A 24,164-nucleotide genomic window follows, 5' to 3' on the forward strand; every position below is an offset into this window, starting at 1 on the left:
ATCGCGAACGTCTTCTCCAACTCCTCGATCAACCGCTCAGCCGGAATCGAGCGGTCCACGATGTTCAGCAACGACATCCGGGTGTGCTCATCCACCATCGATGCGATCTTGATCGTCTTCCCATCCACGGTGGAATCGAACTGAAAGTCCAACGCCCACACCACTTTCGGTGCATCAGCCTCGATGACCGGGACCGATGACTGGCCGGCCCGTTTCCGCCGCGGAGCGCGCCGCACTTGCAGGCCCTCTTCTTTCCACAACCGATGCACTTTCTTCTTGTTGATCTCGATACCAGTCGGGGTCGGCCGGGGTGTGTGCGTGCGGTAGCCGTCGATAGGCGGAACGGGAAAGCCCAACGACCTTGCACGCCATACGTTCTGACATGTTCTTGACGTCTTTGAGCATGTCGATGGCGGCACGTTTGGCGGTCGGGCTCAGAATTTTCCCTTGGCGATCTCCCGCAGCGCGTCTTTCTCGAGTTCGGCATCGGCGAGCAACCGCTTGAGACGGCTATTCTGCTCGCGCAGCTCTTTGAGTTCCTTCGCGGCGTCACCGTCCATGCCGCCGTACTGGCGGCGCCAGTTGTACAACGTCGCCGCCGACACCTCGAGATCAGCGGCGATCTCCTCGCCGGTCTTGCCTTCCGCAGCCAACTCATCGGCCCGGCGCAATTTGCGCACGATGTCCTCCGCCGAGTGACGCTTACGTCCTGCCATGATCCTCATCGTCCCTTCTCCGCCCTCATCAGGGCAATCAGGACTCTAAAACAACCCGGACCGGCTCACGGGGGACACGCCAACCGTTCGTGGTGCGTAGCGACCCACTTCGACTTCGATTCGGCATTCGTGGGCTGCTCCCCAACCGCGTGTGACGATCTCATCACCAACGAGTCGTTAGAGGTTTGGGAAGTTTCACCTACAGCGGACATTACTGTGAATGGAGATCGCCTGAATTGAAAGACCGCTCCGATGGACGCGTGTCGGTCTGGACCAGTGGAGAGCTACTCTCTGTTTGCGACGATATGCTCCATCCACGGCGCTCGGACGCCCCACCGCCAGTCGTGAGTCCGGAGGTACCGCGATGATGTCAGACGACGAGACCTTCGAGGCCATTGCCGATGAACGACGCTCGCTCGCAAACACATTGGCAACACTGACACCGGCTCAGTGGGATCACACGTCGCTATGTGGCGAGTGGACCGTCCGCGACGTCGCAGCACATCTCGTGGCACCACTGGTGATTCCGATCTGGCGCTTTGGCGTGCTCATGCTTCGCGCCCGCGGCAATTTCGACGAGGCCAACAAAATGATGACCGACATGGTGGTACGCCAGCACGGCACCGAGCTGGTCTCACTCCTCCGCGACCGCGCCGACAAGCGTTTCACGCCGCCTGGCCGGGGTCCCGCTGCTCCCCTGACCGACATCGTCGTGCATGCGCTCGATATCTGTCGCCCCTTGGGGTTTGCACGCAGTTCGCCCGACGACCGTCGCGTCGTCGTTCTCGATTACGTCACCGGTCTCCGCGGGCGCGACGCGTTTACGCATTCCGCTGCTGCGGTGCGGTGGGAGGCCACCGATATCGACTGGCGTCACGGCGACGGACCGACCGTGCGCGGGACGGCGGATACGTTGATGCTCGCTATCACGGGACGACGCAGCGTCATCGACGAGTTGTCCGGTGATGGCGTGAGTCTTCTGGGCGCGTAGCCCTCTGATGGTGAATCATTCGACTATGCCGGTTCGCGCAAATAGGCCGTCACGTATTACGCTGTCTCGCAGGACTATTGAGCGTCCAGTGCGGTGCAGGCGGCGGCTTCGATGCATATACCCCACCGGCCATGTTCACAAGTTATCTGTAACGCTGCGAGGCCATCCAGCGTCGACCAGACATGCCGTGATTTGCGGCGCCTACCGACCGGTAGGTAGCCTGAGTCGGCCCGCAAACCCCTTGCTCGCAGACCAGAATTGTTCACAGAGGAACCGATGACCAACCAAACAGACACCCGCGGCCAGATCATGGACGCGTTCACCGATCAACTTGCCGCCACCGGCTACCCGGGCATCTCCCTGGTCGAGGTCGCGCGCACAGTCGGAATCCGCAAACCCTCCATCTACCACCACTTTCCCGGAGGCAAGGAAGACCTGTACGCCGGAGTGGCCGAGCGCTACATCGAGGACACGAGCGCCCGAATGCGCGCCGCCCTCGACAACGACGGCCCCCTGACACACCGACTGATCGCGCTAGCGAAGGCAACCGCCGATGACGGTGGAACGGTCAGCTTCGAGCAACGCATCTACGACACCCTCGGCCAGGTCAGCGAGACCACGAAGAACCGCATCTCCGAGCTCTACGTGAACGGCTTGCTCGAACCAGTTGTCGAGCTGTTTGCCGCCGCGGTCGCAGATGGCGAGGTCAAGGGAGATCCACAGTTCCTGATGAACGCCTTCCTGCACCTCACCCGCGCCAGCGACCTCGACTCCGGGCCAGACAACGCCGAGCGAATCGTCTCGCTCTTCCTCGACGGCGCGCGCCCGCGGTAACCCGACCGGCGGGTGTCGCCGGGACACGTGTCAGCCACAGGCAACGTCTATACAGTTGACCCCACATGCCACACCACGACGCAGCAAGCACGGTGATGCTGATCATCAGCATCACCCTCGGCGTGGCCGCGTCCGGCTGCGCACTCGCCGCCGCCTACGTCTACCTTCACGAAAACCCCAAGCGCGACAACATCGCTCGCGATCATCTTGCTCGACGCTGGCTCATCGCCACCGCCGTTCTCGGGTTCTCAGTTGTCCTCATGCGATTCGTTTGGCTGCTGGTGCGGTAGTTCCACGAAACCGTTGGCGAAGCAACACGATCGATGCGTCAGCGAAGCGACCGGCTCATCTGTTGGAGGGCCCGCAACAGCGACGCCTGTTCGACGTCGCTGAGGCCTGAGAGCATCCGCTCCTCCACCGAACGCACTGCCGCAGAGGCCTTCTCGAGCTTGCGACGCCCACGGGGCGTGAGCCGTGCAGGAAGCACTCTACCCACGGGCGCGGCGTCGGGTCTGCTGACGAAGCCATCCCGTTCCAGTCCTTGCAGTAGGACATTCATCGCTTGACGTGTGATGAACGTGCCGCGGGCCAGTTCGGAATTCGACAGACCGGGCCGCTGCGCAAGCAGTTCAAGGCACGAGTACTGGGTCACGCTTAGTCCGAGCGGTCGGAGAACGTCCTCCATCGCCGCGCGGAGCGCGCTAGCCACCTCCTTGAGGGCATACCCCACAGAGGTCTCCAGCTCGACGGTCTCCAGTTCGACGCCGCTTCCGTCTTGACTCATGTCAATATACTGACATACATTGACCCATGTCAGTAAGTTGACATTCAAATTCGGAGGAAAACATGCCCGTCAGCGGCCCCGACTTCATCTCCCTGCAAACCCGCAACCTCGAAGCGTCCCAGGCGTTCTACGAGAGGTACCTTGGCTTGGTCCGCTCGCCGGCCGGGCCACCGCACGCGGTCGTGTTCGACACCAAGCCGATCGCCTTCGCCCTGCGAGATCTGATTCCCGGCACCGACCTCGACGCCGTCACTCAACCCGGTATCGGCGCTGCAATCTGGCTTCACGCCACAGGTGTGCAGGAGATCCACGACGCCCTCGTCGCGGACGGATACAGCATCGTGTCAGAACCCATCGACGGCCCATTCGGACGGACATTCGCATTCGCCGACCCCGACGGTTATCACATCACTCTTCACGATCGCGCCTGAACCGCGCCCGCCTGGTGTTGCCTGCTCACCGATGCGAAAGTCACTACGGCAACGACGAATTTGTCACGCTCGGCGGGCGACGCCCCTAGTGCGTCGAACCACGGCATCAAGTTCGGATTCGCGGCACGCCTGATGGCAGACCGTTCCACACTGACATCACATGCGGGCGCGTAGCCGAGTCCCGGCACAGCGACCGTCGGTGCGAAGTTACGCCACCCGCCGATGAAGAGCGGAACGTACGGTGCGACTTTGCGACGTATCGACTCCTGTACCGCGCTGAACACGTTGCTGATCCGGTACGCGAACGACAGAGAATTGTGCTCGGTCACGCTCTCGTCGTCGCGACATAGAGTGGTGCCCAACCTTTTCCAGTCAATGGCCACACCTGAGCGTCGTTCATCACGAGCCGTTGCCTCAGATGCCATCCACAGCAGCGATTTGTCGGAGTAGTAGCAGTTCTCGTACCCACCCCCGACGTCGCTGTGCACACCGTCGAACCAGACCTGGCTGATGTCGGCGTGCCGGCCTCCCCAGAGGCACGGCGCGAAGACTCGTCTACGCTCGGCGATCGCCAACGCTTGCCTGGCGGTCTTCACCATCGGCGAAAGCGTCACGTCGTGGAACTTGTACTTCGCGCGCGCGATTCCCGGAACACCCAGAGCGCCAACAGTATCGAAGACCCCGAGGAATTCGATTCGGACTTGGCCACGCCCGTGCGTGTGCTTGTCGATGGCCGCAAGCGCGCGCTCGTGCGCCGGATCGGCGGGAGTGGTCTCTGTGGAACTCTTCGCGCGCGGTCTGTTGCGGTAGAGGTCCATCGCTGTGGGCAGTTGTCCCTCCGCAACCCCCATCGGGGTGAGCAGTCCGACATGCGCGATCAAGCCGCACAGACTCCTGGCCGTGTATGCGCCGCGGCTGAATCCGAACACAAAGATGCGGTCGCCAGGTTCGTAGTTCAGCGCGAGGAATCGATAGCAGTCGACGATCGCGTCGTCGAGGCCCACACCGAATGCGCCGGCAACGATCCGTTCGATCCGACTACCAGTCGATCCGACGCCGCGCGCGTAGTGCACGATCTGGGTCTCGCCGTCGAAGCCGCTGGGCGCAATCGAACGCGCGATCTTCTCGACGTTCGAGACGTATCGATCGTCGGAGTTCTTCCACGTCCCGTCACAGCACACCACGAGATTCTTGGTCATGCTGTCGACGCTAGGACCCCGCCTACGCACCCACACGCGTAGCGCGGTACGTGTTCGCATGCCGATCTGCCCACGGCGCGTCTGCGTAGTAGGGCCGAATCGACGCCGATGAGAAAGAAGCCGGAACCCGGATTCATCGAGGACCGGATGTGTCCCCTATCCCCCATAGCGTCGTCGTTGTCAGATCAACCCGCCACACAGGAGCACCTGATGACGACAGCACCGCTTGAGCCCGCCGACGACAATGTCGTCGAACTCTCCCGTGTCACCACCCGACGTTCGCCTGAATCATCGCCTGACGCAACGCCTTCCGGCTCCACGCCAGGTATTGCGGGCAAGGCACGAACAATCGCGCTGATCTGCTTGCTCGCGGCGTCGTTCATGGAACTCATGGATGCAACCGTCGTCAACGTCGCACTTCGCACGATGCAGGTCGACCTCGGCGCGTCGGCGGTGAGTCTGCAGTGGATCGTCGCGGGCTATCCCCTCACCTACGCCGTGGGCCTGATCCTCGGTGCACGACTCGGCGACAACTTCGGCCGACGCAAGCTCTTCGTCGCCGGTCTCGCTGCGTTCGGACTCGCTTCTCTGGCATGCGGACTGGCGACCGGGCCCACCGAGCTCGTGGTCTTCCGCCTCATCCAGGGAGTGGCCGCAGCGCTGATGGTGCCGCAAGTGCTCAGCAACATCCAGGTGCTGTATCCACCGGCCGAGCGCGGTAAGGCGATGGGCATGTTCACGTCGGTCATCGGTCTCGCGGCGGTCACCGGCCCCATCCTGGGAGCCGTGATCACCAACGGCGATTGGTTCGGCTTGTCGTGGCGACCGGTGTTCCTGATCAATGTGCCGCTGGCAGTGCTCGCTATCGCGGCGGCGATCGCCTTCATTCCCGAGTCACGCTCGGCGATCAAGACACCCATCACAGCCGGTACGGCGCTGCTCCTCGGCGGCTCGTTGGCGGCGATCATGCTTCCGATCACACTCGGACCTGAAAATGATTGGCCGGCTTGGGGATTCGTCGTGATGGTTGCTGGTGTTGCCGGGCTCTGGTTGTTCGGACTCCGACAGGTGCGTTCAGCTCGGCGTGGCGTCGAACCCATGGTCCCGCCGGCCTTGTTCGCCACTCGGTCATTTTCGGTCGGACTCGCGGCATTCACGGCGTTGATGGTCCCCACCGGCGGATACTTCCTGGTCCAGTCGTTGCACGTTCAGCTAGCGCTTGGGTGGTCGGTACTTCACGCGGGTCTCATGTGGATTCCGTTCTCGCTCGCGGTGCCCGTCTCGGCTGGTCTCGCCGCGACGGTGCTCGTCGCACGATTCGGTAAGCGGGTTTTGCAGGTCGGAGGTGCGGTGTTCATCCTCGGCATGCTGCTGATGGGCTTCGCCGAGCAGTCGGCGCATCCCGCGCTGTGGTTTGCCGCGGCTCTGACCGTCGCGGGTCTCGGCTTCGGCGGGATCGTCGGCTCGGCCGGGCTGCTGGTACTCAACGACGTTCCGGTGCGCCTCGCAGGTGCGGCGTCGGGGGTCTTCAACACCGCCCAGGCACTCGCGGTGGCGTTCGGCGCCGCGGTCGTCGGGACCGTGTACACGTCGGTCGGAGAATCCTCGGGTCTCGAGTCCGCCTACCGCGCGTCACTGATCGTCATGATCGGGTTCATCGTGGTGGGCGCCCTGATCGCTCAGGCCTTGCGCATCTCGACCACGACGTCCGACGCAACTGACCTCGAACCGGTGGTCGCGTAACGTCTCGCCTGCTTTCACTGCCGGACGACGGGGGCCTGCACCAGCAGGCTCCCGTCGCTGCCGTTGGCACGTGGTTGCCAACCAACTCACGGCCGACGCACCCAGGACCGATGAGTTCCGACGCGGCGCTGAGTCACAACCTTCGAGAACCGGCGTCGACACAGAGGGACACGAGATGGCCACCGAGATGTTGTTCCTGCACGGAGCGGGCGGATTTCACGACGATCAGCCGCTTGCCGTCGCGCTGGCAAGTGAACTCGACGCGCACGTCTCGATGCCGGAGCTACCCGACGAGGACATGTCCGTCTCGGCTTGGACGTCGGCGATACGCCCCCACGTCGACGGGCTGACTGCATCCGCTGTGCTTGTGGCCCATTCGTTCGGTGCGTCGATGTTGCTCGCTCTGTTGAGCACCATGGCGACACCTCCGCCGCGCGCGTTCCTGCTGGCGATGCCGAACTGGGGCGATCAAGGCTGGGCGGTCGCCGACTACGATGTCACCGGCGCGGAACCGACAACCGCGCTCACCCTGCATCACTGCGAGGACGACGACGTCGTCCCCGTCAGCCATGTGGCGCTCAACCAGCGGCTCCTGCCGTCAGCAGAAGTTCGCCTCCACGAAGTAGGTGGACATCAATTCGACGGATGCGCCTCGTTCGTCGCCGCCGACATTCGTGCGCACAGTTGACGTCCATCACCCGACCACCGCTCAGCGCAGCTTGGCGCCGTACACCCGCGTAACAGCCAGCTTGAGCAAGACGCGACGGTCGCTCACCATCACCTCGCGGTACTCAGCCCAGTCCGGATGCTCCCCCGCACCGAGGCGGTAGTAGTCGACCAACGCGTCGACCTCCGGACCGTCAGGATCGCTCGACGGACCGATCAGCTCGGCGGTTCCCTCGGCCGTCGCCCACGTAAAGCCGTCGGCGCTGGTGTATTCGATGGCGGCCCGTGGATCTCGGCGAAGATTTTTGGTTTTCGCACGTCCGTCGGTCATGGACACGTAGATCGTGTCGGCCTCACGGTCGTACACCGAGGTGACCGGTGAGAGTTGAGGAAGTCCGTTCGCCTTGATCGTGGCGAGGATGGCGATCGACGTGTCGGCGATCAGGTCACGGGGGTCGTACTGCTCGTCAGTCATGGTTGTGGCAACCGTCACCAAGCCGGGGGCATTCCCGCGCGGCGTCCACGCACCACTACCCTCTGCTGGTGACTTTCTCGACCTGGGCGGCGCTGCTGACTGCGTGCGTGCTGATCAGCTTCACCCCGGGCGCCGGCGCGATCAACACGATGAGCAACGCCATGAATGTCGGATTCCGACGTGCGTTCTGGGGCGTGCTCGGCCAACAGGTCGCGCTGCTCATCCAATTGCTCATCGTCGCCGCGGGACTCGGCGTCGTCATCTCCCGATCGCACACCGCGTTCGAGGTCATCCGCTACACCGGCGCGGCCTACCTCATCTACCTCGGAATCCGACAGTTCTTCCGACGCCCCGACATGTCCGACGAGGCAAACGAATCCGTCCAGAACGAATCGGCTGCGTCGATGTTCACCCGAGGACTCTGGGTCAACCTGCTGAACCCGAAGGCGATCGTCTTCTTACTCGCGTTCATCCCAGGATTTGTGCGCCCGAACGATCCGCAGCTGATCCAGTACGTGGTCATCGGAGTGACGATGGTGGTCGTCGACATATCCGTGATGTGGTTCTTCTTCGCCCTGATAGCACGGGGATTCGCGCGTGTCACGAGGACCGAACAGGGCCAGCGTCGCCTCAACCGTGTGTTCGGAGTTCTGTTCGTCGCCGTAGGCGTCATGCTCGCGCTTGTGTGACCATGTTCGAAGGCCAGAGGGATCGAAGGCCTCACGGTTACCAGCACCATTGGAGGAGTCACGATGTCATCGCCCGAGCTCGACGACCGCGCACGCGTCGACAGCCTCCTCGACGCGCAGACCAAGGCTGAACGACTCTTCGACGAGGTGGAGCGGCGCGGCATGATCCGCGCAGGAATCGGCGAGCGCGCACTCTCCGACGACATCCGTGACCTGGCTGCCGAGATGTTCGGCGTCACGCGTCACTGGCACAAACGAATCGTCCGCGCCGGCGAGAACACCCTGGAGACCTTCCGCGCCAACCCGCCGGACCGGATCATCGCCGACGACGACATCCTGTTCCTCGACTTCGGCCCGATCTTCGAAGAGTGGGAAGCCGATTTCGGCCGCACCTTCGTCCTGGGCGACGACGCGCTCAAACGACGCCTCGCCGACGACCTGCCCCGAATCTGGGATGCTGGCCGCGCCTACTTTCGTGCACACCCCGAGATCACCGGGGCCGAATTGTTCGACCGCGTCGTCGAACTCAGCGAGGAAGCCGGATGGCATTTCGGTGGCGAGATCGCCGGACACCTCGTCGGCGAGTTCCCGCACGAGAAGATCTCCGGCGACGAGATCGAGAGTTATGTGGCACCAGGTTCGTCGGGTCCCATGCGTCGCCTGGATCCGTCGGGGCGTGTGTGCCATTGGATTCTCGAGGTGCATCTCGTCGAACCCGACCGTCGATTCGGTGGCTTCTACGAGGAACTCCTCGACCTTCCGTGAGCAAGGATTGTGTGTGCGGGGAATGAGACTACTTCCCCACTGCCGGTGACCTTTTGCGCGCTGTATTCCCTGCAAGGGGTTTGCGGCGTATCCACCGCCTCTCGACGGTATTCACCATGTCCGGTGCCGTGTCGTGGCACCACGCGTATCGACGACCGCTTCTCCACCGCTGTCACGTCGAAGAGAGACTGGCCGGTCTCTCCGCTACCGCTACTGGCGCGTGAACGTCACTCGGGCCTTGCGGGCTCGAATGTCGCCCTGATTCGTCGTGCGACGTCAGGGATTAGGACACTGTCGCGATGTCGTCGGGAAGAGGCTTTCGCTTGTGTGGTGGTAGCCACGCTGGACTTGAACCAGCAACCTGCCATTCTGCAAATGACCGCTCTGCCAATTGAGCTAGTGTCGCGTTGACTGAGGATGTGCTCTTCCGTGCGGTTCCAAGCCTTTTGGGCCCAGAATGCCGCACACCCTCGACCTTTCGGATGTCGGTCCTACTCGATCTCTCCTGTCTCGGCGAAGCTGCCACGCCCCGCCTCCACAGTCATGGAATACGCCCTCGACTGAACCATCTCGGACTGAAATTCCTTCCCTCGCCGCAACATTCGTCGCTACTGACCACACCTGGCAGGTGTCGGGTCACCGATCGGCTCTCCCGGCTCTCACCGTCAGATCGCTTCGACGTTGCCTCCACCCTGGGGTGAAGGTTCCGGCTCGGAGTGCATGGGGTACCGGAACTTCTCCCGGCGACGGATGTCACCCCGCCTTTCACCGGATCACTCCGGCTTATGCGCCATGCCGCATTCGTATGTCGATGTAGTTGTCAAACGTCCTGCACCACTTGGGTTGTCGTCGTCGAGCAGTGCGAGTAGCGACTCTAAGCGGTCCGGCTACGACGCACAACAGATTTTCTGCCGAGTCCGAGAACACCGACATTGAGCGGTACTCCTCAGTCCCGATCGGCGTCGCCCGAAAGATCGTCGAGACGCAGATCATCGAGACGCTGCTGTGCGCGCGATCGCGCGTCGGATGCCGATTCCAGAGCGGTCGCGGCTTCGTCCCGCTGTGACCGCGCTGTCTCCGCCGCTCGCTGGGCGAAGCGCTGCTCCTGTTCGGCACGATCCAGTTCCGCGCGCATCCGCGCGACTCGGCCCGCGAGATCGGTAGCGGCGCGCTCGGCATCGTCGACGCTGCGCTGAGCGCTATCGAGTTCGACGGTCGCCGAGTCGACGTCTGCGGTGTGTCGATCGAGAAGCGCTCTGGCGGCGTCGATCTCCGCTGCGCGGTCGGCCGTCGAACCCTCTTCAGCGGTGGATGAGGGTTCGGGCACCTCTGCGGTCGCCTCGTCGGCGGGTCCCGGCGAATCGGCGAGGGCCACCAGCCCGGCCGGGCCGAAGCCGCTGTACTCCATCGCGGTGACCAGCCGACCGCGACGCAGCAAGTCGGCCACCTGCTCGTCGCCGATCGCCGCACGCAGTGTCTGAACAGCCTCTCGTTCGACCGTCGTGCTCATACCCGCGCCGATCTCGGTGGCGAACGACCGTAGGTGCTCGAGCGCAGTCTGCACCACATCGCGTCGTCGTGTTGACAGCTGCCGCAGGAGTTCGGCCGACGAGCGACGCTGCGCCTCGCGGAGTTCGTCGGCAACGCTGAGCAGGGGGTCGAGATCCGTCGGCGAACGTCGAATCCACTGGTTGAGCAACCAGGCGACCTGCGTCGGCTTGCGCGCACGCGCGATGTCGAGGGCGAACCCGGGAGCATCGGCCGCGCGTGCCGAACGTGTCAGTTCGCGCCTACGTGAGACGAATTCATTTGGTGCGCAACCATACAACTCGTCCAGAGCGTCGTCGAGGTCCACGCGCGAACCCTCAGATACCGAACTCGATGATCGCTCGCTCGCCGAACTTCCGAAAGCCCATGCGCTGCAACAGCGGCGACGATGTAGCGGTCTCGGCGTGCACGAGCCCGAGCGAGGCTCCCCGACGTCGCGCGTCGTGTAGTCGAGCGACGATCAACGCGCGGTAGATGCCGCGACCCCGATGAGCGGGCAGGACGGCACCACCCCACATGCGAGCGACCTCACCCTCGATCGTGTAGCCGCCGGCGCCGGCCGCGTCGAGACCGTCGCGCGATGAGACGCCAGCCACGAAAAGGCCGGGCGGCGTGTCGTTCCGCGTGGCAGCGTCGTCGAGGATGGGTGGCGGAAAACCCCAGGCATCGAGGGAGATTCGGGCGAACTCGGCGATTCCGGCATCATCGTCGACGCGGCGCGCAACCACGTCGTCGGGCATCGGTATCCGGTCGACGATCTCGACCGCCGTCTTGAGCGCGACGATGTCGCGGACGGCGATCGTAGTGGCATCGCGTCGCTCGAGTTCGGCATCGTCGATACCCCCGAACAGTCCCGGCGCGCGTGTGAAGCGCACTCGTCGAGCGTCGAGTCGGCTCGCGTGGGCAGCAGCCTCATCGAGCACAACGATCGGATCGCGTTGTGCCCCGTGATAGTTCAGGAGGGTGGCGATTCCGTCGATCACATAGAACTCGTAACCGTCGATCTCGAGATGACGCGAGCCGACCGGATGCCAGGACGATGTCCACCGTATCGACTCAGCGCGTACGCGCTCCGGTGTCCACATCACCAGACCAGCGTGCCACAGCGGAGACGCGCCGATCACGCCGTCTCAGTTTGAGAGAAATCCTGAATCATTCCAGAATGCGTTGCATACTGTCGAGGTGTCCCCCACGCCGGAGTACGCAGACCAACTGCGTGCAGCCGAACTTCGAGTGACCCGTCCGCGGGTCGCGGTGCTGCAGGCCGTGAACACCCACGCGCACGCCGACACGGAGACCATTTTTCTCGCTACACGCACGATGTTGCCCGACGTCTCACGGCAGGCGGTGTACGACGTACTCGGTGCGCTGACCGACGCCGGACTCGTCCGACGCATCCAGCCGTCCGGTCTCGTCGCCCGCTACGAGGCGCGGGTCGGCGACAACCATCACCACACCGTGTGCCGTTCATGTGGCGCGATCGGCGATGTCGATTGCGCTGCGGGAACAACGCCGTGCCTCACGGCATCCGACGACAACGGCTTTGTGCTCGACGAGGCCGAGGTCATCTATTGGGGCATATGCCCCGACTGCAACCCAACGTCCATACCGGGGTCACATTCGTGATCACAGCCCGAATCACCACTTACCGGAAGGAAGACAGTGTCTGAAGAGAAGTCAGCCCCCGAAGCTCCCCCCATCGGTGAGGCACAGACAGAGCCTGCCGAATCAGGTTGTCCGATGCACATCCGCCCACCGGTCGAAGGCGGCGGCAATCAGCAATGGTGGCCGGACAAGCTGAATCTGCGTGTGCTCGCCCACAATCCGCAGGTCATTCGTCCCCGCGAACCCGACTTCGACTACGACGCCGCGCTCGCCGACCTCGACGTCGACGCACTCGTCGGTGACCTCAAAGACGTCATGAAGGACTCGAAGTCGTGGTGGCCCGCCGACTTCGGTCACTACGGCCCCTTCTTCATCCGGATGTCTTGGCACGCAGCGGGCACCTACCGCGTCGAGGACGGCCGCGGCGGAGCCGGAACCGGAATGCAGCGTTTCGCCCCGCTGAACAGCTGGCCCGACAACGTGAGCCTGGACAAGGCACGACGACTGCTGTGGCCCGTGAAGAAGAAGTACGGCAAGGCTCTGTCGTGGGCCGATCTCCTGGTCCTCGCGGGGAACGTCGCGCTCGAGGACATGGGCCTGCCGACCAAGGGCTTCGCCTTCGGGCGTCCTGACGAGTGGGAGGCCGACGAGGTCTACTGGGGTGCCGAGTCGGTGTGGCTGGGCACCAACCTGCGCTACCAGGACGGTAAGCGCGAGCTCGAGGAGCCACTGGGTGCAACCACCATGGGTCTCATCTACGTGAATCCCGAAGGCCCGGAAGGTGTCCCGGACTACCTCGCGGCCGCAGCCGATATTCGCGAGACGTTCGGCCGGATGGCCATGAACGATGTGGAGACCGCAGCGCTGATCGTCGGCGGTCACACCTTCGGCAAGACGCACGGCAACGGCGACGCCGAGCTTCTCGGCCCCGAGCCCGAGGCCTCACCGCTCGAACAGATGGGTCTTGGTTGGAAGAATCCCCAGGGCACCGGCGTTGGCAACGACACGGTCACCAGCGGCCTCGAAGTGACGTGGACTCACACACCGACCAAGTGGGACAACAGCTTCCTCGAGATCCTGTACGGCAATGAGTGGGAACTCTTCAAGAGTCCCGCGGGCGCCAATCAGTGGCGACCGAAGGACGGCGGCTGGGCCAATTCGGTGCCAATGGCCCAGGGCAACGGGAAGACCCACCCGTCGATGCTCACCACCGACCTGACGATGCGTTTCGACCCGATCTACGGGGAGATCACCCGCCGTTGGCTCGACCATCCCGAAGAACTCGCCGACGAGTTCGCGAAGGCGTGGTTCAAGCTCCTCCATCGCGACATGGGGCCTGCCATCCGCTACCGCGGTCCGCTCGTGCCGTCGGAAACCTACATCTGGCAGGACAACGTCCCCGCCGCCGAGGGCCCGCTGCTCTCCGATGCCGACGCCGACAGCCTGAAATCCGCGATCCTCGAGACCGGCCTCACCGTGCCGCAGCTCGTGTCCACGGCATGGAAGGCGGCGTCGACGTTCCGCGGTAGCGACTACCGCGGCGGCGCGAACGGCGGACGGCTGCGCTTGCAGCCGCAGCTGGGTTGGGAGTCCAGTGAGCCCGACGAGCTCGCTCAGGTCATCAGCAAACTGGAGCTGGTCGCCGAGCAGTTCAACGCCGAGCCCGGCACCAAGGTGTCGTTCGCGGATCTGGTTGTTCTCGGCGGAGCTGCCGCGATCGAGAAGGCCGCCAAGGACGCGGGCTTCTCGGTGACCGTGCCGTTCACGCCGGGGCGGACCGACGCGACCCAGGAACAGACCGACCAGGACTCGTTTGCCTACCTCGAACCCCGCTACGACGGGTTCCGCAACTACGAGGGCAAGGGCAACGAACTGCCTGCGGAGTACAACCTCGTCGACAAGGCCAACCTCCTGACCCTGTCACCGCCGGAGATGACGGTGCTCGTCGGTGGTCTGCGCGTACTCGGCGCCAACCACAAGGGCTCGTCGCTCGGAGTGCTGACGACCAAGCCCGGCACGCTGACCAACGACTTCTTCGTCAACATCACCGACATGGACGTCGAATGGTCGGCATCGCCTGCCGACGACGGCACCTACGTCGCAGTCGATCGTGAGTCGGGCGAACAGAAGTGGACGGGTTCTAGGGTCGATCTCGCCTTCGGCTCGAACTCCGATCTGCGTGCACTCGCCGAGGTCTACGCCGAGGACGACTCGAAGCAGAAGTTCGTCGACGACTTCGTCGCCGCGTGGGCCAAGGTGATGGAACTCGACCGCTACGACCTGCACTGAGTCGACTCATCACCACCGATGCACCCCGCGGACATAATCCGCGGGGTTCATCGGTGTGTGTGGCAGACCACGTAGTCTTACGCCATTGCCCGACACGTCGAGTAACTCCCCCGTACTCGCGCGTAGCGCAACGATTCGACACAATCGTCCGGGGCCGCAAGTTTTACAGTCACGCGTGCGTCCGCATGGGCGTGACTCACACGCGGCCCTTAACCGCGGAGTTTCGTGCTTCGCACGGCGAGCGGGGGCGCTGCCGACAGCAGTTCCAGAAGAGAAGGGAGTCGGTGATGTTCACGCGCATTGCCATCGTGAACCGAGGTGAGGCCGCGATGCGGCTCATCCACGCCGTCCGCGGATTGTCTGCCGAGACCGGTCAGCCCATCGAAGTCGTAGCCCTGCACACCGACGTCGACCGCAACGCCACATTCGTCCGCGAAGCCGACATCGCGTACAACCTGGGAGCGGCAGCCGACCGCCCCTACCTGAATCTCAAGGTGCTCGAGCACGCATTGCTCGAGACCGGAGCCGACGCCGCATGGGTCGGCTGGGGATTCGTCGCAGAAGATCCACTCTTCGCCGAACTATGCGACCGCATCGGCGTCACCTTCATCGGCCCGTCCGCCGAGGCGATGCGCAAACTCGGCGACAAGATCGGCGCCAAGCTGATCGCCGAAGAGGTCGGTGTTCCGGTCGCGCCGTGGAGCCGTGGGTCCGTCGACACCATCGACGACGCGCTCGAAGCCGCGGCGTCGATCGGCTATCCGCTGATGCTGAAGGCAACCGCAGGCGGTGGAGGTCGCGGTATACGCGTCATCACCAGCGACGACGAACTCCGCGACGCCTTCGACCGCACCCGCGATGAAGCCGCCCGCGCCTTCGGCAGCGGCGTCGTCTTCCTCGAACGACTCGTCACCGGAGCCCGCCACGTCGAGGTTCAGGTCATCGCCGACGGCCAGGGCACCGCATGGGCGCTCGGCGTCCGCGACTGCTCGGTGCAGCGTCGAAATCAGAAGATCATCGAGGAGTCGGCATCGCCGGTTCTCGCACCCGAGCAGGTCACAGACCTCAAGACATCCGCAGAGCGTCTCGCAGTCGCAGTCGGGTACCGAGGCGCCGCAACCGTCGAGTTTCTCTACCACCCCGGCGAACACCTCTTCGCGTTCCTCGAAGTCAATACCCGCTTGCAGGTCGAACACCCGATCACCGAATGCACGACGGGAATCGACCTGGTTCGTGCGCAGCTACACGTCGCGTCGGGCGGCCGCCTCGATGGCGAGCCCCCGGCCGAGCGCGGCCACGCGATCGAGGCGCGCCTCAATGCCGAGGATCCTGACCGCGACTTTGCCCCGGCCCCCGGCCGCATCTCACGACTCGAACTCCCCGCCGGTCCCGGCATCCGCGTCGACACCGGAGTCAGTGAGGGCGACACGATCCCCGCTGATTTCGACTCGATGATCGCCAAGATCATCGCCTATGGCGCCAACCGCAACGAGGCCCTCGGCCGTCTGCGTCGCGCCATGAGCGAGACTCGGGTCGTCATCGAGGGTGGTGCCACCAACAAGAGCTTCGTCCTCGAACTCCTCGGACAGCCCGCCGTGATCGACGGAAGCGCCGACACCGGGTGGATCGACCGCGTCCGAGCCGAGAACGGACTCATCGTCAATCGCCACTCTGCGATTGCGCTGATCGCCGCCGCGATCGACAGCTACGAGGAAGAAGAAGCCGTCGAGCGTCAGCGCCTGCTGTCGACGGCGTCGGGCGGACGCCCGCAGGTGCAGCACGAGAGCGGTCGCCCGCTCGACCTGAAACTGCGCGGTGCTGCCTACCGGGTTCGCGTCGCCCGGATCGGCGCGAGCCGCTTCCGCGTGTCCATCGAATCGGGAACCGACACCTACACCGCGGACGTCGACATCGAGCGCTTCGACGAGCACGCAGCGCAGATGGTGCTCAACGGGGTCCGCTATCGCCTCGTCACCGACACGCACGGACCAACCCACCTCATCGACGTCGACGGCGTCGCACACCGCGTCAGCCGCGACGAGGGCGGCGTTGTCCGCTCTCCCGCACCCGCACTCGTCGTGGCCACTCCGTTGGCCGTCGGCGACGAGGTCGAGGCCGGCGCACCCGTGCTGGTTCTCGAGAGCATGAAGATGGAGACCGTGCTGCGCGCACCCGTGCGCTCCCGCCTCAAGGAGTGCTCGGTGTCGGTCGGCTCCCAGGTCGAGACCGGTGCGACGCTGATGCGTCTCGAACCGATCGCCGACGCCGAGGACGACGACGAGGCAGCCCAGGCACCCGTCGAGAGCGTCGAACTCGAATTGCCCGCGGCGCCAGACAACATCGACCCGGATGTCCGGACCACCCGCACACAGGAGGATCTGCGCAGTCAGCTCCTCGGATACGACGTCGATCCGCACGACCGATCGCGACTCCTCGACGACTACCTCACCGTGCGGCGCGAAGTCCGTGCGTCGGGTCGACGCCCCATCGGCGACGAACTCGAGCTGCTCACGGTGTTCGCCGATCTCGCCGAACTGAGTCAGAAGCGTCCGCCGGTGGGCTTGAATCCGGGGTTCGAGCATGTGCACAGCTCACGCGAGAACTTCCACACCTATCTGCAGAGCCTCGACGTGGAGCGTGACGGTCTCCCCGAGGCGTTCCATGACCAGCTGCGGCTGGCGTTGCGCCACTACGGTGTCACCGAACTCGACCGCTCACCGGAGCTCGAGGCGGCGGTCTTCCGCATCTTCCTGACACTGCAGAATCCTGGTGCATCGGTCACCGTCATCACCACGCTGTTGCGGGAGTGGCTCAATGAGCCGACGCCGCGCGACGAGTTGCGCGAGGACATCGGCTTTGCGCTGGATCGGATCGTGGCCGCGACACAGGTGCGCTTCCCCGCGATCGCCGACCTCGCACGCGGTGTGATCTACGCCTGGTACGGCCAGGCAATGCTCCTGCGCGACCGTGCACGCGTCTACACGAACGTGCGCAAGCACCTCAAGTACCTCGACGAGAACCCCGATGCCGCCGACCGCAGTGAGCGCATCGCCGACATGGTGCGAAGCACCGAACCTCTTGTTCGCCTTCTGGGACAACGCATTCAACGCGATGGCACCGACAACACCGTCATGCTCGAGGTTCTCACCCGCCGCTACTACGGCAACAAGGGTGTCGATGTGATCGCCACGCAGACCGCACGCGGCACGACGTTCGTAGTCGCTGCGCGCGACGGCGCCAGCGTGGTGTCGGCAGCGGTGCCATTCGACGAACTGGCCTCTGCGGCAAGCGGACTCATCGAGCTCGCACGCAACAGCGCGGCCATCGCCGCCGACATCTACGTCAGCTGGGAAGACCAGCCCGACGACTTCGACACGATGGCCGCGGCACTGCACGAGATCGTCGCGGCGTCGCCGATGCCCGGCCAGGTGCAGCGCGTCACGTTCACCGTCGCCGGACGCGGCACCGCCGTGATGCATCACCACTTCACGTTCCGACCCTCGGCCACCGGAATGGTCGAGGAACGACTGATCCGTGGGCTGCATCCCTACATCGCGCAGCGGATGCGCATGGAACGGCTCCGCAAGTTCGACCTCACACGGCTGCCATCGGCAGACGACGAGGAGATCTACCTGTTCCGCGCCGTCGCGAAGGAGAACCCGGCCGACGACAGGCTGGTCGCTTTCGCGCAGGTACGCGACCTGAGTTCGCTCCGCGAGCACGACGGTCGGCTGCTGTCGCTACCCACGGCCGAGACCGTGCTTGCCTCCTGCGCCGACTCGATTCGTCGCGCCAAACGCGGCCAGAAGCGAGCGCTCAACACCAACCGCATCGTCATGTACGTGTGGCCGCCGATCGACGCGTCGTCGGACGATCTGGCCACCATCGCCGATCACATCCGTGGCACGACGGCCGACGTCGGACTCGAAGAGGTCCAACTGATCGCCCGACGCCGCGACCGCGAGACCGGTGAACTGCGCAAGGTCTCGATTCGCTTCTCCGTCAATGCAACCGGCGGATTCGACGTCTCGGTGGGCGAACCGTCCACCGACCCGATCGAGCCCGTCGACGAGTACCGCCAGAAGGTCCTCAGCGCCGCTCGACGCAACACGGTCTACCCGTACGAGTTGACCGGCCTGCTCGGCGACTTCCGCGAGTACGACCTCGACGCCGAGCAGCGACTCGTACCGGTAGCACGCCCTAAGGGACAGAACACCGCGGCGATCGTCGCGGGCGTCGTGACGACGCCGACCGAGAAGTATCCGCAGGGAATCGCCCGCGTCGTGTTGCTCGGCGATCCGACGAAATCGCTTGGTGCGCTGTCGGAACCCGAGTGTGCGCGGGTCATCGCGGCGCTCGATCTCGCCGAGGAGATGAAGGTTCCCCTCGAGTGGTACGCCCTCTCATCCGGCGCGCGAATCTCGATGGACTCGGGTACCGAGAACATGGACTGGGTGGCTCGCGCACTGAAGCGGGTCGTCGAATTCACACAGGACGGCGGCGAGATCAACATCGTCGTCGCGGGCATCAACGTCGGCGCCCAGCCGTACTGGAACGCCGAGGCAACCATGCTGATGCACACGAAGGGCATCCTCGTGATGACCCCGGAGTCGGCCATGGTGCTGACCGGCAAGCAGTCGCTGGACTTCTCCGGCGGTGTGTCCGCGGAAGACAACTTCGGCATCGGCGGCTACGACCGGGTGATGGGCCCCAACGGCCAGGCTCAGTACTGGGCCCCGAATCTGGGCGCCGCACGCGACGTGCTGATGGCACATTACGACCACACCTACGTGATGCCCGGCGAGCAGACACCGCGTCGCCTCATCACCAGCGACCCGGTCGACCGCGACATCTCCGACTACCCACACGTCCTCGCAGGCAGCGACTTCACCACCGTCGGACAGATCTTCTCCAAGGAGATGAATCCCGACCGTAAGAAGCCGTTCGACATCCGGACCGTCATCCGCGCCGTCGCCGATCAGGATCATCAGGTCCTCGAACGGTGGGCCGGAATGGCCGACGCCGAGACCGCCGTCGTCTCCGACGTCCATCTCGGCGGAATTCCGGTGTGCCTGCTCGGGATCGAATCGCGCGAGGTGTCGCGCCGTGGCTACACCCCCACCGATGGACCCGACACCTACACTGCGGGAACGCTTTTCCCGCAGTCGTCGAAGAAGGCTGCGCGAGCAATCAATTCGGCGAGCGGCAACCGTCCGCTCGTGGTGCTCGCCAACCTGTCGGGATTCGACGGCTCGCCGGAGTCGATGCGTAAGCTGCAGCTCGAGTACGGAGCCGAGATCGGACGCGCGATCGTCAACTTCCGCGGCCCGATCGTCTTCTGCGTCATCTCGCGCTATCACGGCGGAGCGTTCGTGGTGTTCTCCAAGGCGCTCAATCCGAACATGACGGTGTTGGCGATCGACGGCTCGTTCGCCTCCGTGCTCGGCGGCGCTCCCGCCGCGGCCGTGGTGTTCGCGGGCGACGTCAACAAGCGAGTCGCCACCGACCCACGAGTCCGCGACATCGAGGCGCGGTTGGCGCAGGCGTCCGGCTCGGACCGGTCGGCACTGAGCGCAGAGCTGGCCGACGTACGTCAGTCGGTGCGGGCCGAGACGATCAATGCTGTCGCCGCAGAGTTCGACGCCGTGCACAGCATCCGGCGCGCCGTCGAGGTGGGTTCAGTGGACGCGGTGATCGACGCCGCCGAACTGCGCCCGCGGATCATCGCCGCGATCGAGGGCAACGCAACATGGTCGCATCGCCGCCATGAAGCCGCCGACCCTGAGCAGGTAGACCCTCAGCAGATCGGCACCGAGCAGGTCGGCACGAGCTCGGAGTCGTAACACCGGCGCGCGATACATCGACAACCGACCCGACGGCGCGGGGCCGGGATCAGAGAAACCTTCTCCGATCCCGGCCCCGTGGTCGTTGTCAGCGGGCTCGTGCGTCAGGCGATCTCGTCGGCTCCGGCACGTACGACGAAGCGTCGAACTCGGTCGCGTAGATTGTCGATCCTGTTGAGTCTCACCGCTTCCCGATCCTGACCGGCCATCGCCGAGGACGGCAGCCGGTGGACGTTGCGTGAACACTCGAAGTGCGAGCAAATCAGTGTGCCGATCGTGTCGCCGCGTCGACCGGCCTTGCCCACGCGCCGCGCAGTGAACAGCAAGACTTCGTTCGGGATCGAGACGTCTTCACACAGTGCACACAACACGCGTGTGCGTGGCGGCACCACGCCCGCCCGCAGGCGCAGGCCGACGAGACCGTCCGCGGTTTCGGTGTCAGACACATCGGAAGCGCCAGTCACATCGGAGACGTTGGCGAGATCGACGACCAGGTAGCCGATGGTCGGCGTCTTGGGGTCGCGCCAACCGAGGTATTCGAGCTGATCCCAGTCGAGCGTGTCGAACTCGGCGGGCAGATGGAGTTCCTTGCGTTCCCGTACCGAGGCATTGACGAGGGACGCGCGCAGTTGTTTTTCGGAGAGTTGTCGCATGGTGAATTCACCTGTTTCGTGAGTGGCGTGCCGTCCCTGGGCCCTTGAAGACACTGGAACCTTGGAGTCTGGAACCCCTGGAGACGGCACGAAGCAATGAGGACAGCCAGACCGGCGTACGAACGATCGCGCGCTCACCGAATACGGCGAGCGCGCACTCAGCGCAGACGGCTATCTGTTGTCGGCATGCACGCCGACAACCCCCTCACGCCGCACGAGGCGGACAGATGGTGCAGACACGTGCTCGAGTCTGCCGTCGACCTCGTGTCGCCGTCAACGTGATTAGCCAACCAACGGGTCATCGCTCGCCCGGCGCGAGCCCCTGGTTGTGGCTATGCTGGCGGTTTCCCGACGCGCCGAAGCGACCTCACGGTGGCTCCGACCGCGACGCCGGGGCCACCCGCGGAAGGAGCGCACCGTGTCAACCGACTCCGGCGCACAGGCCAGACCGACATCCGGGCAGCGTCTGCCCGGCCACATCAGACTGACGTCGCATAGCGGTGGAGTCGACGCTCCGTCGATCACCTGGGGAGCGTCGACCGCGGCAGAGCGTGGCCCCGTCATCGCCACCACCACGACGCGCGGACATCGCAACGTCGTCGGCACTCATTCGGGCTCGTACAGCGTGTATCGGGCGCTGGCTGTCGCAAGCGGTGCACTCTCGCGCGAACACCGCGCCGACCTCACCAACACCTCGCCCACCGACGTGGTCGGCCCCTACCCACAGTGGAGCGACCCCGAGGCCATCGTCAGCATCGACCCCTGGGGCGCGACGATCGCTGACTCGTTTCCCGATCACCTCGCCGCCGGGTTCGACGTCCGCCCCACCATCGCCATCACGAAGGCTCACGTCATCCTCCCCGAGATCGCCGAGGCGATCGCCAAGGGGCGCTTGGTACCCGACAACGAGACCTTGCTGCCCAACGGCGCCGCACTTGTGACCAAAGCCGCCGTCGAACCGGTGTGGTACCTGCCCGGGGTCGCCAAGCGATTCGGTTGTAGCGAAACGGAATTGCGTCGCGTTCTGTTCGAAGAGACCGGTGGCATGTACCCCGAGTTGGTCACACGGTCCGACCTCGACGTCTTCCTACCGCCCATCGGCGGGCAGACCGTGTACATCTTCGGCAACCCGCGCGACCTCGCCGATCCGACCGTCGAGCTCACGGCCCGCGTTCACGACGAATGCAACGGGTCGGATGTGTTCGGCTCCGACATCTGCACCTGCCGCCCCTACCTCACGCACGCGATCGAGGAGTGCATCCTCGGAGCACAACGCGGCGGCGTCGGCCTGGTCGCGTACTCGCGCAAGGAGGGTCGCGCATTGGGCGAGGTGACGAAGTTCCTCGTCTACAACGCACGCAAACGACAGGTGGGCGGCGACACCGCCGACCAGTACTTCGCACGCACGGAATGCGTTGCGGGAGTGCAGGACATGCGCTTCCAGGAGCTGATGCCCGACGTCTTGCACTGGTTCGGAATCTCCAAGATCGACAGACTGGTCTCGATGAGCAATATGAAGTACGACGCGATCACCGGATCCGGGATCACCGTCGGAGAACGCGTCGACCTGCCCGACTACCTGATTCCCGACGACGCACGCGTGGAGATCGACGCGAAGACAGCAGCAGGTTACTTCACGAGCGGCGTGATCCCGGATGCCGACGAACTGCGTAAGGCGAAAGGGCGGGGTCTGACCACATGAGGGCGACGGACACGGTCGTCGATCCCCTCGCGACCCTGCACAGCACCGACACCATCCGCGACCGGGCGACAACACTTCTCACCCGCGCACGCGAGGGCCAATCGCACTGGTTCACCGTCGACGACGATGCCATCGGAACGACGGTCAGCCTGGTTGCGGACGTCACACGGGCACGCTACCCCGACCTCGACGTCCCGTTCCACAGCCGATGGCGCCACTTCGAGGCCGCGGGAGTCCACAGGGTCGCCGGGCTGGCGCAGCGGATGAGTGCGTCAACTGTGGCTGAACGGATCAGCACGCGTATCGACCTCGCCGTCGTGAGTGTGTTGCTCGACGCGGGCGCAGGTCCGCGGTGGCACTTCGACGAGCCTGGCACCGACATCCGCCTCACCCGCTCAGAGGGACTCGGCGTCGCCAGTTTCCACGCGTTCACCGATGGTCTGTTCTCCAGCACCGACGAGGATGCACTGCGCGTCGACGCAGCAGGTCTGCGAGCACTGACCGCTGACCAACTCGCGCAGGCATTCCAGGTGACTGCCGACAATCCGCTTGTCGGCGTCGAGGGCCGGCTCGGGCTGCTCCACGAACTCGCCGACGTGCTGGAGGCGACGCCGGGTGTCTTCGGCGAGGACGGCCGCCCCGGCGGACTGGGGAATGTACTGATCGGTGGCACCGATGGTGTTCGCGCAGCTGACATCCTCGCACTACTGCTCACCTACTTCGCGCCGATCTGGCCCTCTGCCAATCGGATCGACGATCGGCCACTCGGAGACTGCTGGCGGCACAGCGACGTCGGTGGCGACGGCGTCACCGCCGGATGGATGCCGTTCCACAAGCTGTCGCAGTGGCTGACGTACTCGTTGCTCGAACCCTTCGGCGACGAGGGAATCCCCGTCACCGGACTGGAGTACCTGACCGCGCTGCCCGAATACCGCAACGGCGGCCTGCTTCTCGACACCGGAGTCCTCGTTCCCATTCCAGCCGACTGGTCGACACGCGAATGGCAGGTCGACGACGAGTTCATCGTCGAGTGGCGCGCGCTTACCGTGGCGCTGCTCGACGAATTGGCGCCACTGGTCTGCACCGAACTCGGACTCGACGCTGCCGCCACTCCCCTCGCGTGCATCCTCGAAGGCGGCACATGGGCTGCGGGTCGTGAGGCCGCCGCGCAACGGCGACAAGGACTTCCACCCCTGACCATCATCAGCGACGGCACGGTCTTCTGACCGTC

General features: G+C 64.6%; 20 protein-coding genes, 1 tRNA gene and 1 pseudogene. 13 read left to right on the forward strand and 9 right to left on the reverse strand.

The window, feature by feature from the left end:
- Together A5766_RS24490 and A5766_RS17335 are read right to left on the reverse strand one after the other, a co-directional pair.
- Positions 1–356 (reverse strand): annotated as a pseudogene (locus A5766_RS24490) (IS3 family transposase); the annotation flags it as partial.
- Between the two features lie 78 nt (positions 357–434).
- On the reverse strand, positions 435–716 hold the full coding sequence (locus A5766_RS17335) for a transposase (protein ID WP_006368849.1): 282 nt from the start codon (positions 714–716) through the stop codon (positions 435–437).
- Positions 717–1,080: 364 nt separating this feature from the next.
- Here A5766_RS17335 and A5766_RS17340 point away from each other — a divergent pair, with 364 nt between their 5' ends.
- The 3 genes from A5766_RS17340 (at position 1,081) to A5766_RS17350 (ending at position 2,831) form a co-directional block, all read left to right on the forward strand.
- Positions 1,081–1,707 (forward strand): maleylpyruvate isomerase family mycothiol-dependent enzyme, encoded by a 627-nt coding sequence (locus tag A5766_RS17340; RefSeq protein WP_005206760.1) that lies wholly within the window; start codon positions 1,081–1,083, stop codon positions 1,705–1,707.
- Between the two features lie 276 nt (positions 1,708–1,983).
- On the forward strand, positions 1,984–2,541 hold the full coding sequence (locus tag A5766_RS17345) for a TetR/AcrR family transcriptional regulator (RefSeq protein WP_005206761.1): 558 nt from the start codon (positions 1,984–1,986) through the stop codon (positions 2,539–2,541).
- 65 nt (positions 2,542–2,606) lie between these two features.
- Positions 2,607–2,831, forward strand: coding sequence for a hypothetical protein (locus A5766_RS17350; protein WP_141630885.1), 225 nt, complete (start codon positions 2,607–2,609; stop codon positions 2,829–2,831).
- Between the two features lie 38 nt (positions 2,832–2,869).
- On the opposite strand, the gene A5766_RS17355 is transcribed toward A5766_RS17350, so the two are convergent.
- A complete protein-coding gene (locus tag A5766_RS17355) occupies positions 2,870–3,325 on the reverse strand; it encodes a MarR family winged helix-turn-helix transcriptional regulator (RefSeq protein WP_005206763.1) in 456 nt (151 codons plus the stop codon).
- Positions 3,326–3,387: 62 nt separating this feature from the next.
- On the opposite strand from A5766_RS17355, the gene A5766_RS17360 reads away from it, so the two are divergent.
- Positions 3,388–3,756, forward strand: coding sequence for a VOC family protein (locus A5766_RS17360; RefSeq protein WP_005206764.1), 369 nt, complete (start codon positions 3,388–3,390; stop codon positions 3,754–3,756).
- On the opposite strand, the gene A5766_RS17365 is transcribed toward A5766_RS17360, so the two are convergent.
- The gene (locus tag A5766_RS17365) at positions 3,741–4,955 is read right to left on the reverse strand and encodes a DUF2235 domain-containing protein (RefSeq protein ID WP_231894704.1); all 1,215 of its coding nucleotides are present in this window, start codon (positions 4,953–4,955) and stop codon (positions 3,741–3,743) included. The two genes, A5766_RS17360 and A5766_RS17365, sit on opposite strands and share 16 nt — an antisense overlap.
- Before the next feature lie 210 nt (positions 4,956–5,165).
- On the opposite strand from A5766_RS17365, the gene A5766_RS17370 reads away from it, so the two are divergent.
- On the forward strand, positions 5,166–6,698 hold the full coding sequence (locus A5766_RS17370) for an MFS transporter (protein ID WP_005206766.1): 1,533 nt from the start codon (positions 5,166–5,168) through the stop codon (positions 6,696–6,698).
- Positions 6,699–6,873: 175 nt separating this feature from the next.
- On the forward strand, positions 6,874–7,386 hold the full coding sequence (locus tag A5766_RS17375; RefSeq protein ID WP_064905689.1) for an alpha/beta hydrolase: 513 nt from the start codon (positions 6,874–6,876) through the stop codon (positions 7,384–7,386).
- A 21-nt stretch (positions 7,387–7,407) separates the two neighbouring features.
- On the opposite strand, the gene A5766_RS17380 is transcribed toward A5766_RS17375, so the two are convergent.
- Positions 7,408–7,839 carry a PPOX class F420-dependent oxidoreductase gene (locus tag A5766_RS17380; RefSeq protein ID WP_005206768.1) on the reverse strand — a complete coding sequence of 144 codons (432 nt, stop codon included), beginning with the start codon at positions 7,837–7,839 and terminating at the stop codon, positions 7,408–7,410.
- Positions 7,840–7,907: 68 nt separating this feature from the next.
- Between A5766_RS17380 and A5766_RS17385 the strand changes: the two genes are divergently transcribed.
- Together A5766_RS17385 and A5766_RS17390 are read left to right on the forward strand one after the other, a co-directional pair.
- Positions 7,908–8,528, forward strand: coding sequence for a LysE family transporter (locus A5766_RS17385; protein ID WP_005206769.1), 621 nt, complete (start codon positions 7,908–7,910; stop codon positions 8,526–8,528).
- 63 nt (positions 8,529–8,591) lie between these two features.
- Positions 8,592–9,293 (forward strand): M24 family metallopeptidase, encoded by a 702-nt coding sequence (locus A5766_RS17390; protein WP_064905685.1) that lies wholly within the window; start codon positions 8,592–8,594, stop codon positions 9,291–9,293.
- A 335-nt stretch (positions 9,294–9,628) separates the two neighbouring features.
- Here A5766_RS17390 and A5766_RS17395 read toward each other — a convergent pair.
- The 3 genes from A5766_RS17395 to A5766_RS17405 all read right to left on the reverse strand — a co-directional run bounded on the left by A5766_RS17395 (position 9,629) and on the right by A5766_RS17405 (position 11,965).
- A tRNA-Cys gene (locus A5766_RS17395) sits at positions 9,629–9,699 on the reverse strand.
- A gap of 540 nt (positions 9,700–10,239) precedes the next feature.
- Positions 10,240–11,148: a hypothetical protein gene (locus A5766_RS17400; RefSeq protein WP_005206771.1), complete on the reverse strand. Its 909-nt coding sequence runs from the start codon at positions 11,146–11,148 to the stop codon at positions 10,240–10,242.
- Between the two features lie 10 nt (positions 11,149–11,158).
- Positions 11,159–11,965: a GNAT family N-acetyltransferase gene (locus tag A5766_RS17405; protein ID WP_231894705.1), complete on the reverse strand. Its 807-nt coding sequence runs from the start codon at positions 11,963–11,965 to the stop codon at positions 11,159–11,161.
- 58 nt (positions 11,966–12,023) lie between these two features.
- On the opposite strand from A5766_RS17405, the gene A5766_RS17410 reads away from it, so the two are divergent.
- The 3 genes from A5766_RS17410 to A5766_RS17420 all read left to right on the forward strand — a co-directional run bounded on the left by A5766_RS17410 (position 12,024) and on the right by A5766_RS17420 (position 20,578).
- On the forward strand, positions 12,024–12,467 hold the full coding sequence (locus A5766_RS17410) for a Fur family transcriptional regulator (RefSeq protein WP_085941945.1): 444 nt from the start codon (positions 12,024–12,026) through the stop codon (positions 12,465–12,467).
- A 36-nt stretch (positions 12,468–12,503) separates the two neighbouring features.
- Positions 12,504–14,735 carry a catalase/peroxidase HPI gene (katG, locus tag A5766_RS17415; RefSeq protein WP_005206774.1) on the forward strand — a complete coding sequence of 744 codons (2,232 nt, stop codon included), beginning with the start codon at positions 12,504–12,506 and terminating at the stop codon, positions 14,733–14,735.
- Positions 14,736–15,022: 287 nt separating this feature from the next.
- Positions 15,023–20,578 (forward strand): ATP-binding protein, encoded by a 5,556-nt coding sequence (locus A5766_RS17420; protein WP_005206775.1) that lies wholly within the window; start codon positions 15,023–15,025, stop codon positions 20,576–20,578.
- A 104-nt stretch (positions 20,579–20,682) separates the two neighbouring features.
- Here the strand turns inward: A5766_RS17420 and A5766_RS17425 are convergent, their stop codons facing one another.
- On the reverse strand, positions 20,683–21,231 hold the full coding sequence (locus A5766_RS17425) for an FBP domain-containing protein (RefSeq protein WP_005206776.1): 549 nt from the start codon (positions 21,229–21,231) through the stop codon (positions 20,683–20,685).
- Positions 21,232–21,649: 418 nt separating this feature from the next.
- On the opposite strand from A5766_RS17425, the gene A5766_RS17430 reads away from it, so the two are divergent.
- Together A5766_RS17430 and A5766_RS17435 are read left to right on the forward strand one after the other, a co-directional pair.
- Entirely contained in the window at positions 21,650–22,933 is a 1,284-nt protein-coding gene (locus A5766_RS17430; RefSeq protein ID WP_064905687.1) for a GTP cyclohydrolase II, read from the forward strand.
- The gene (locus tag A5766_RS17435; protein WP_064861352.1) at positions 22,930–24,159 is read left to right on the forward strand and encodes a URC4/urg3 family protein; all 1,230 of its coding nucleotides are present in this window, start codon (positions 22,930–22,932) and stop codon (positions 24,157–24,159) included. The genes A5766_RS17430 and A5766_RS17435 overlap by 4 nt, the downstream gene beginning before the upstream one ends.
- Positions 24,160–24,164 lie beyond the last annotated feature (5 nt).

The sequence above is a fragment of the Gordonia sp. 852002-51296_SCH5728562-b genome, assembly GCF_001665475.1.
Lineage (GTDB): Bacteria > Actinomycetota > Actinomycetes > Mycobacteriales > Mycobacteriaceae > Gordonia > Gordonia sputi.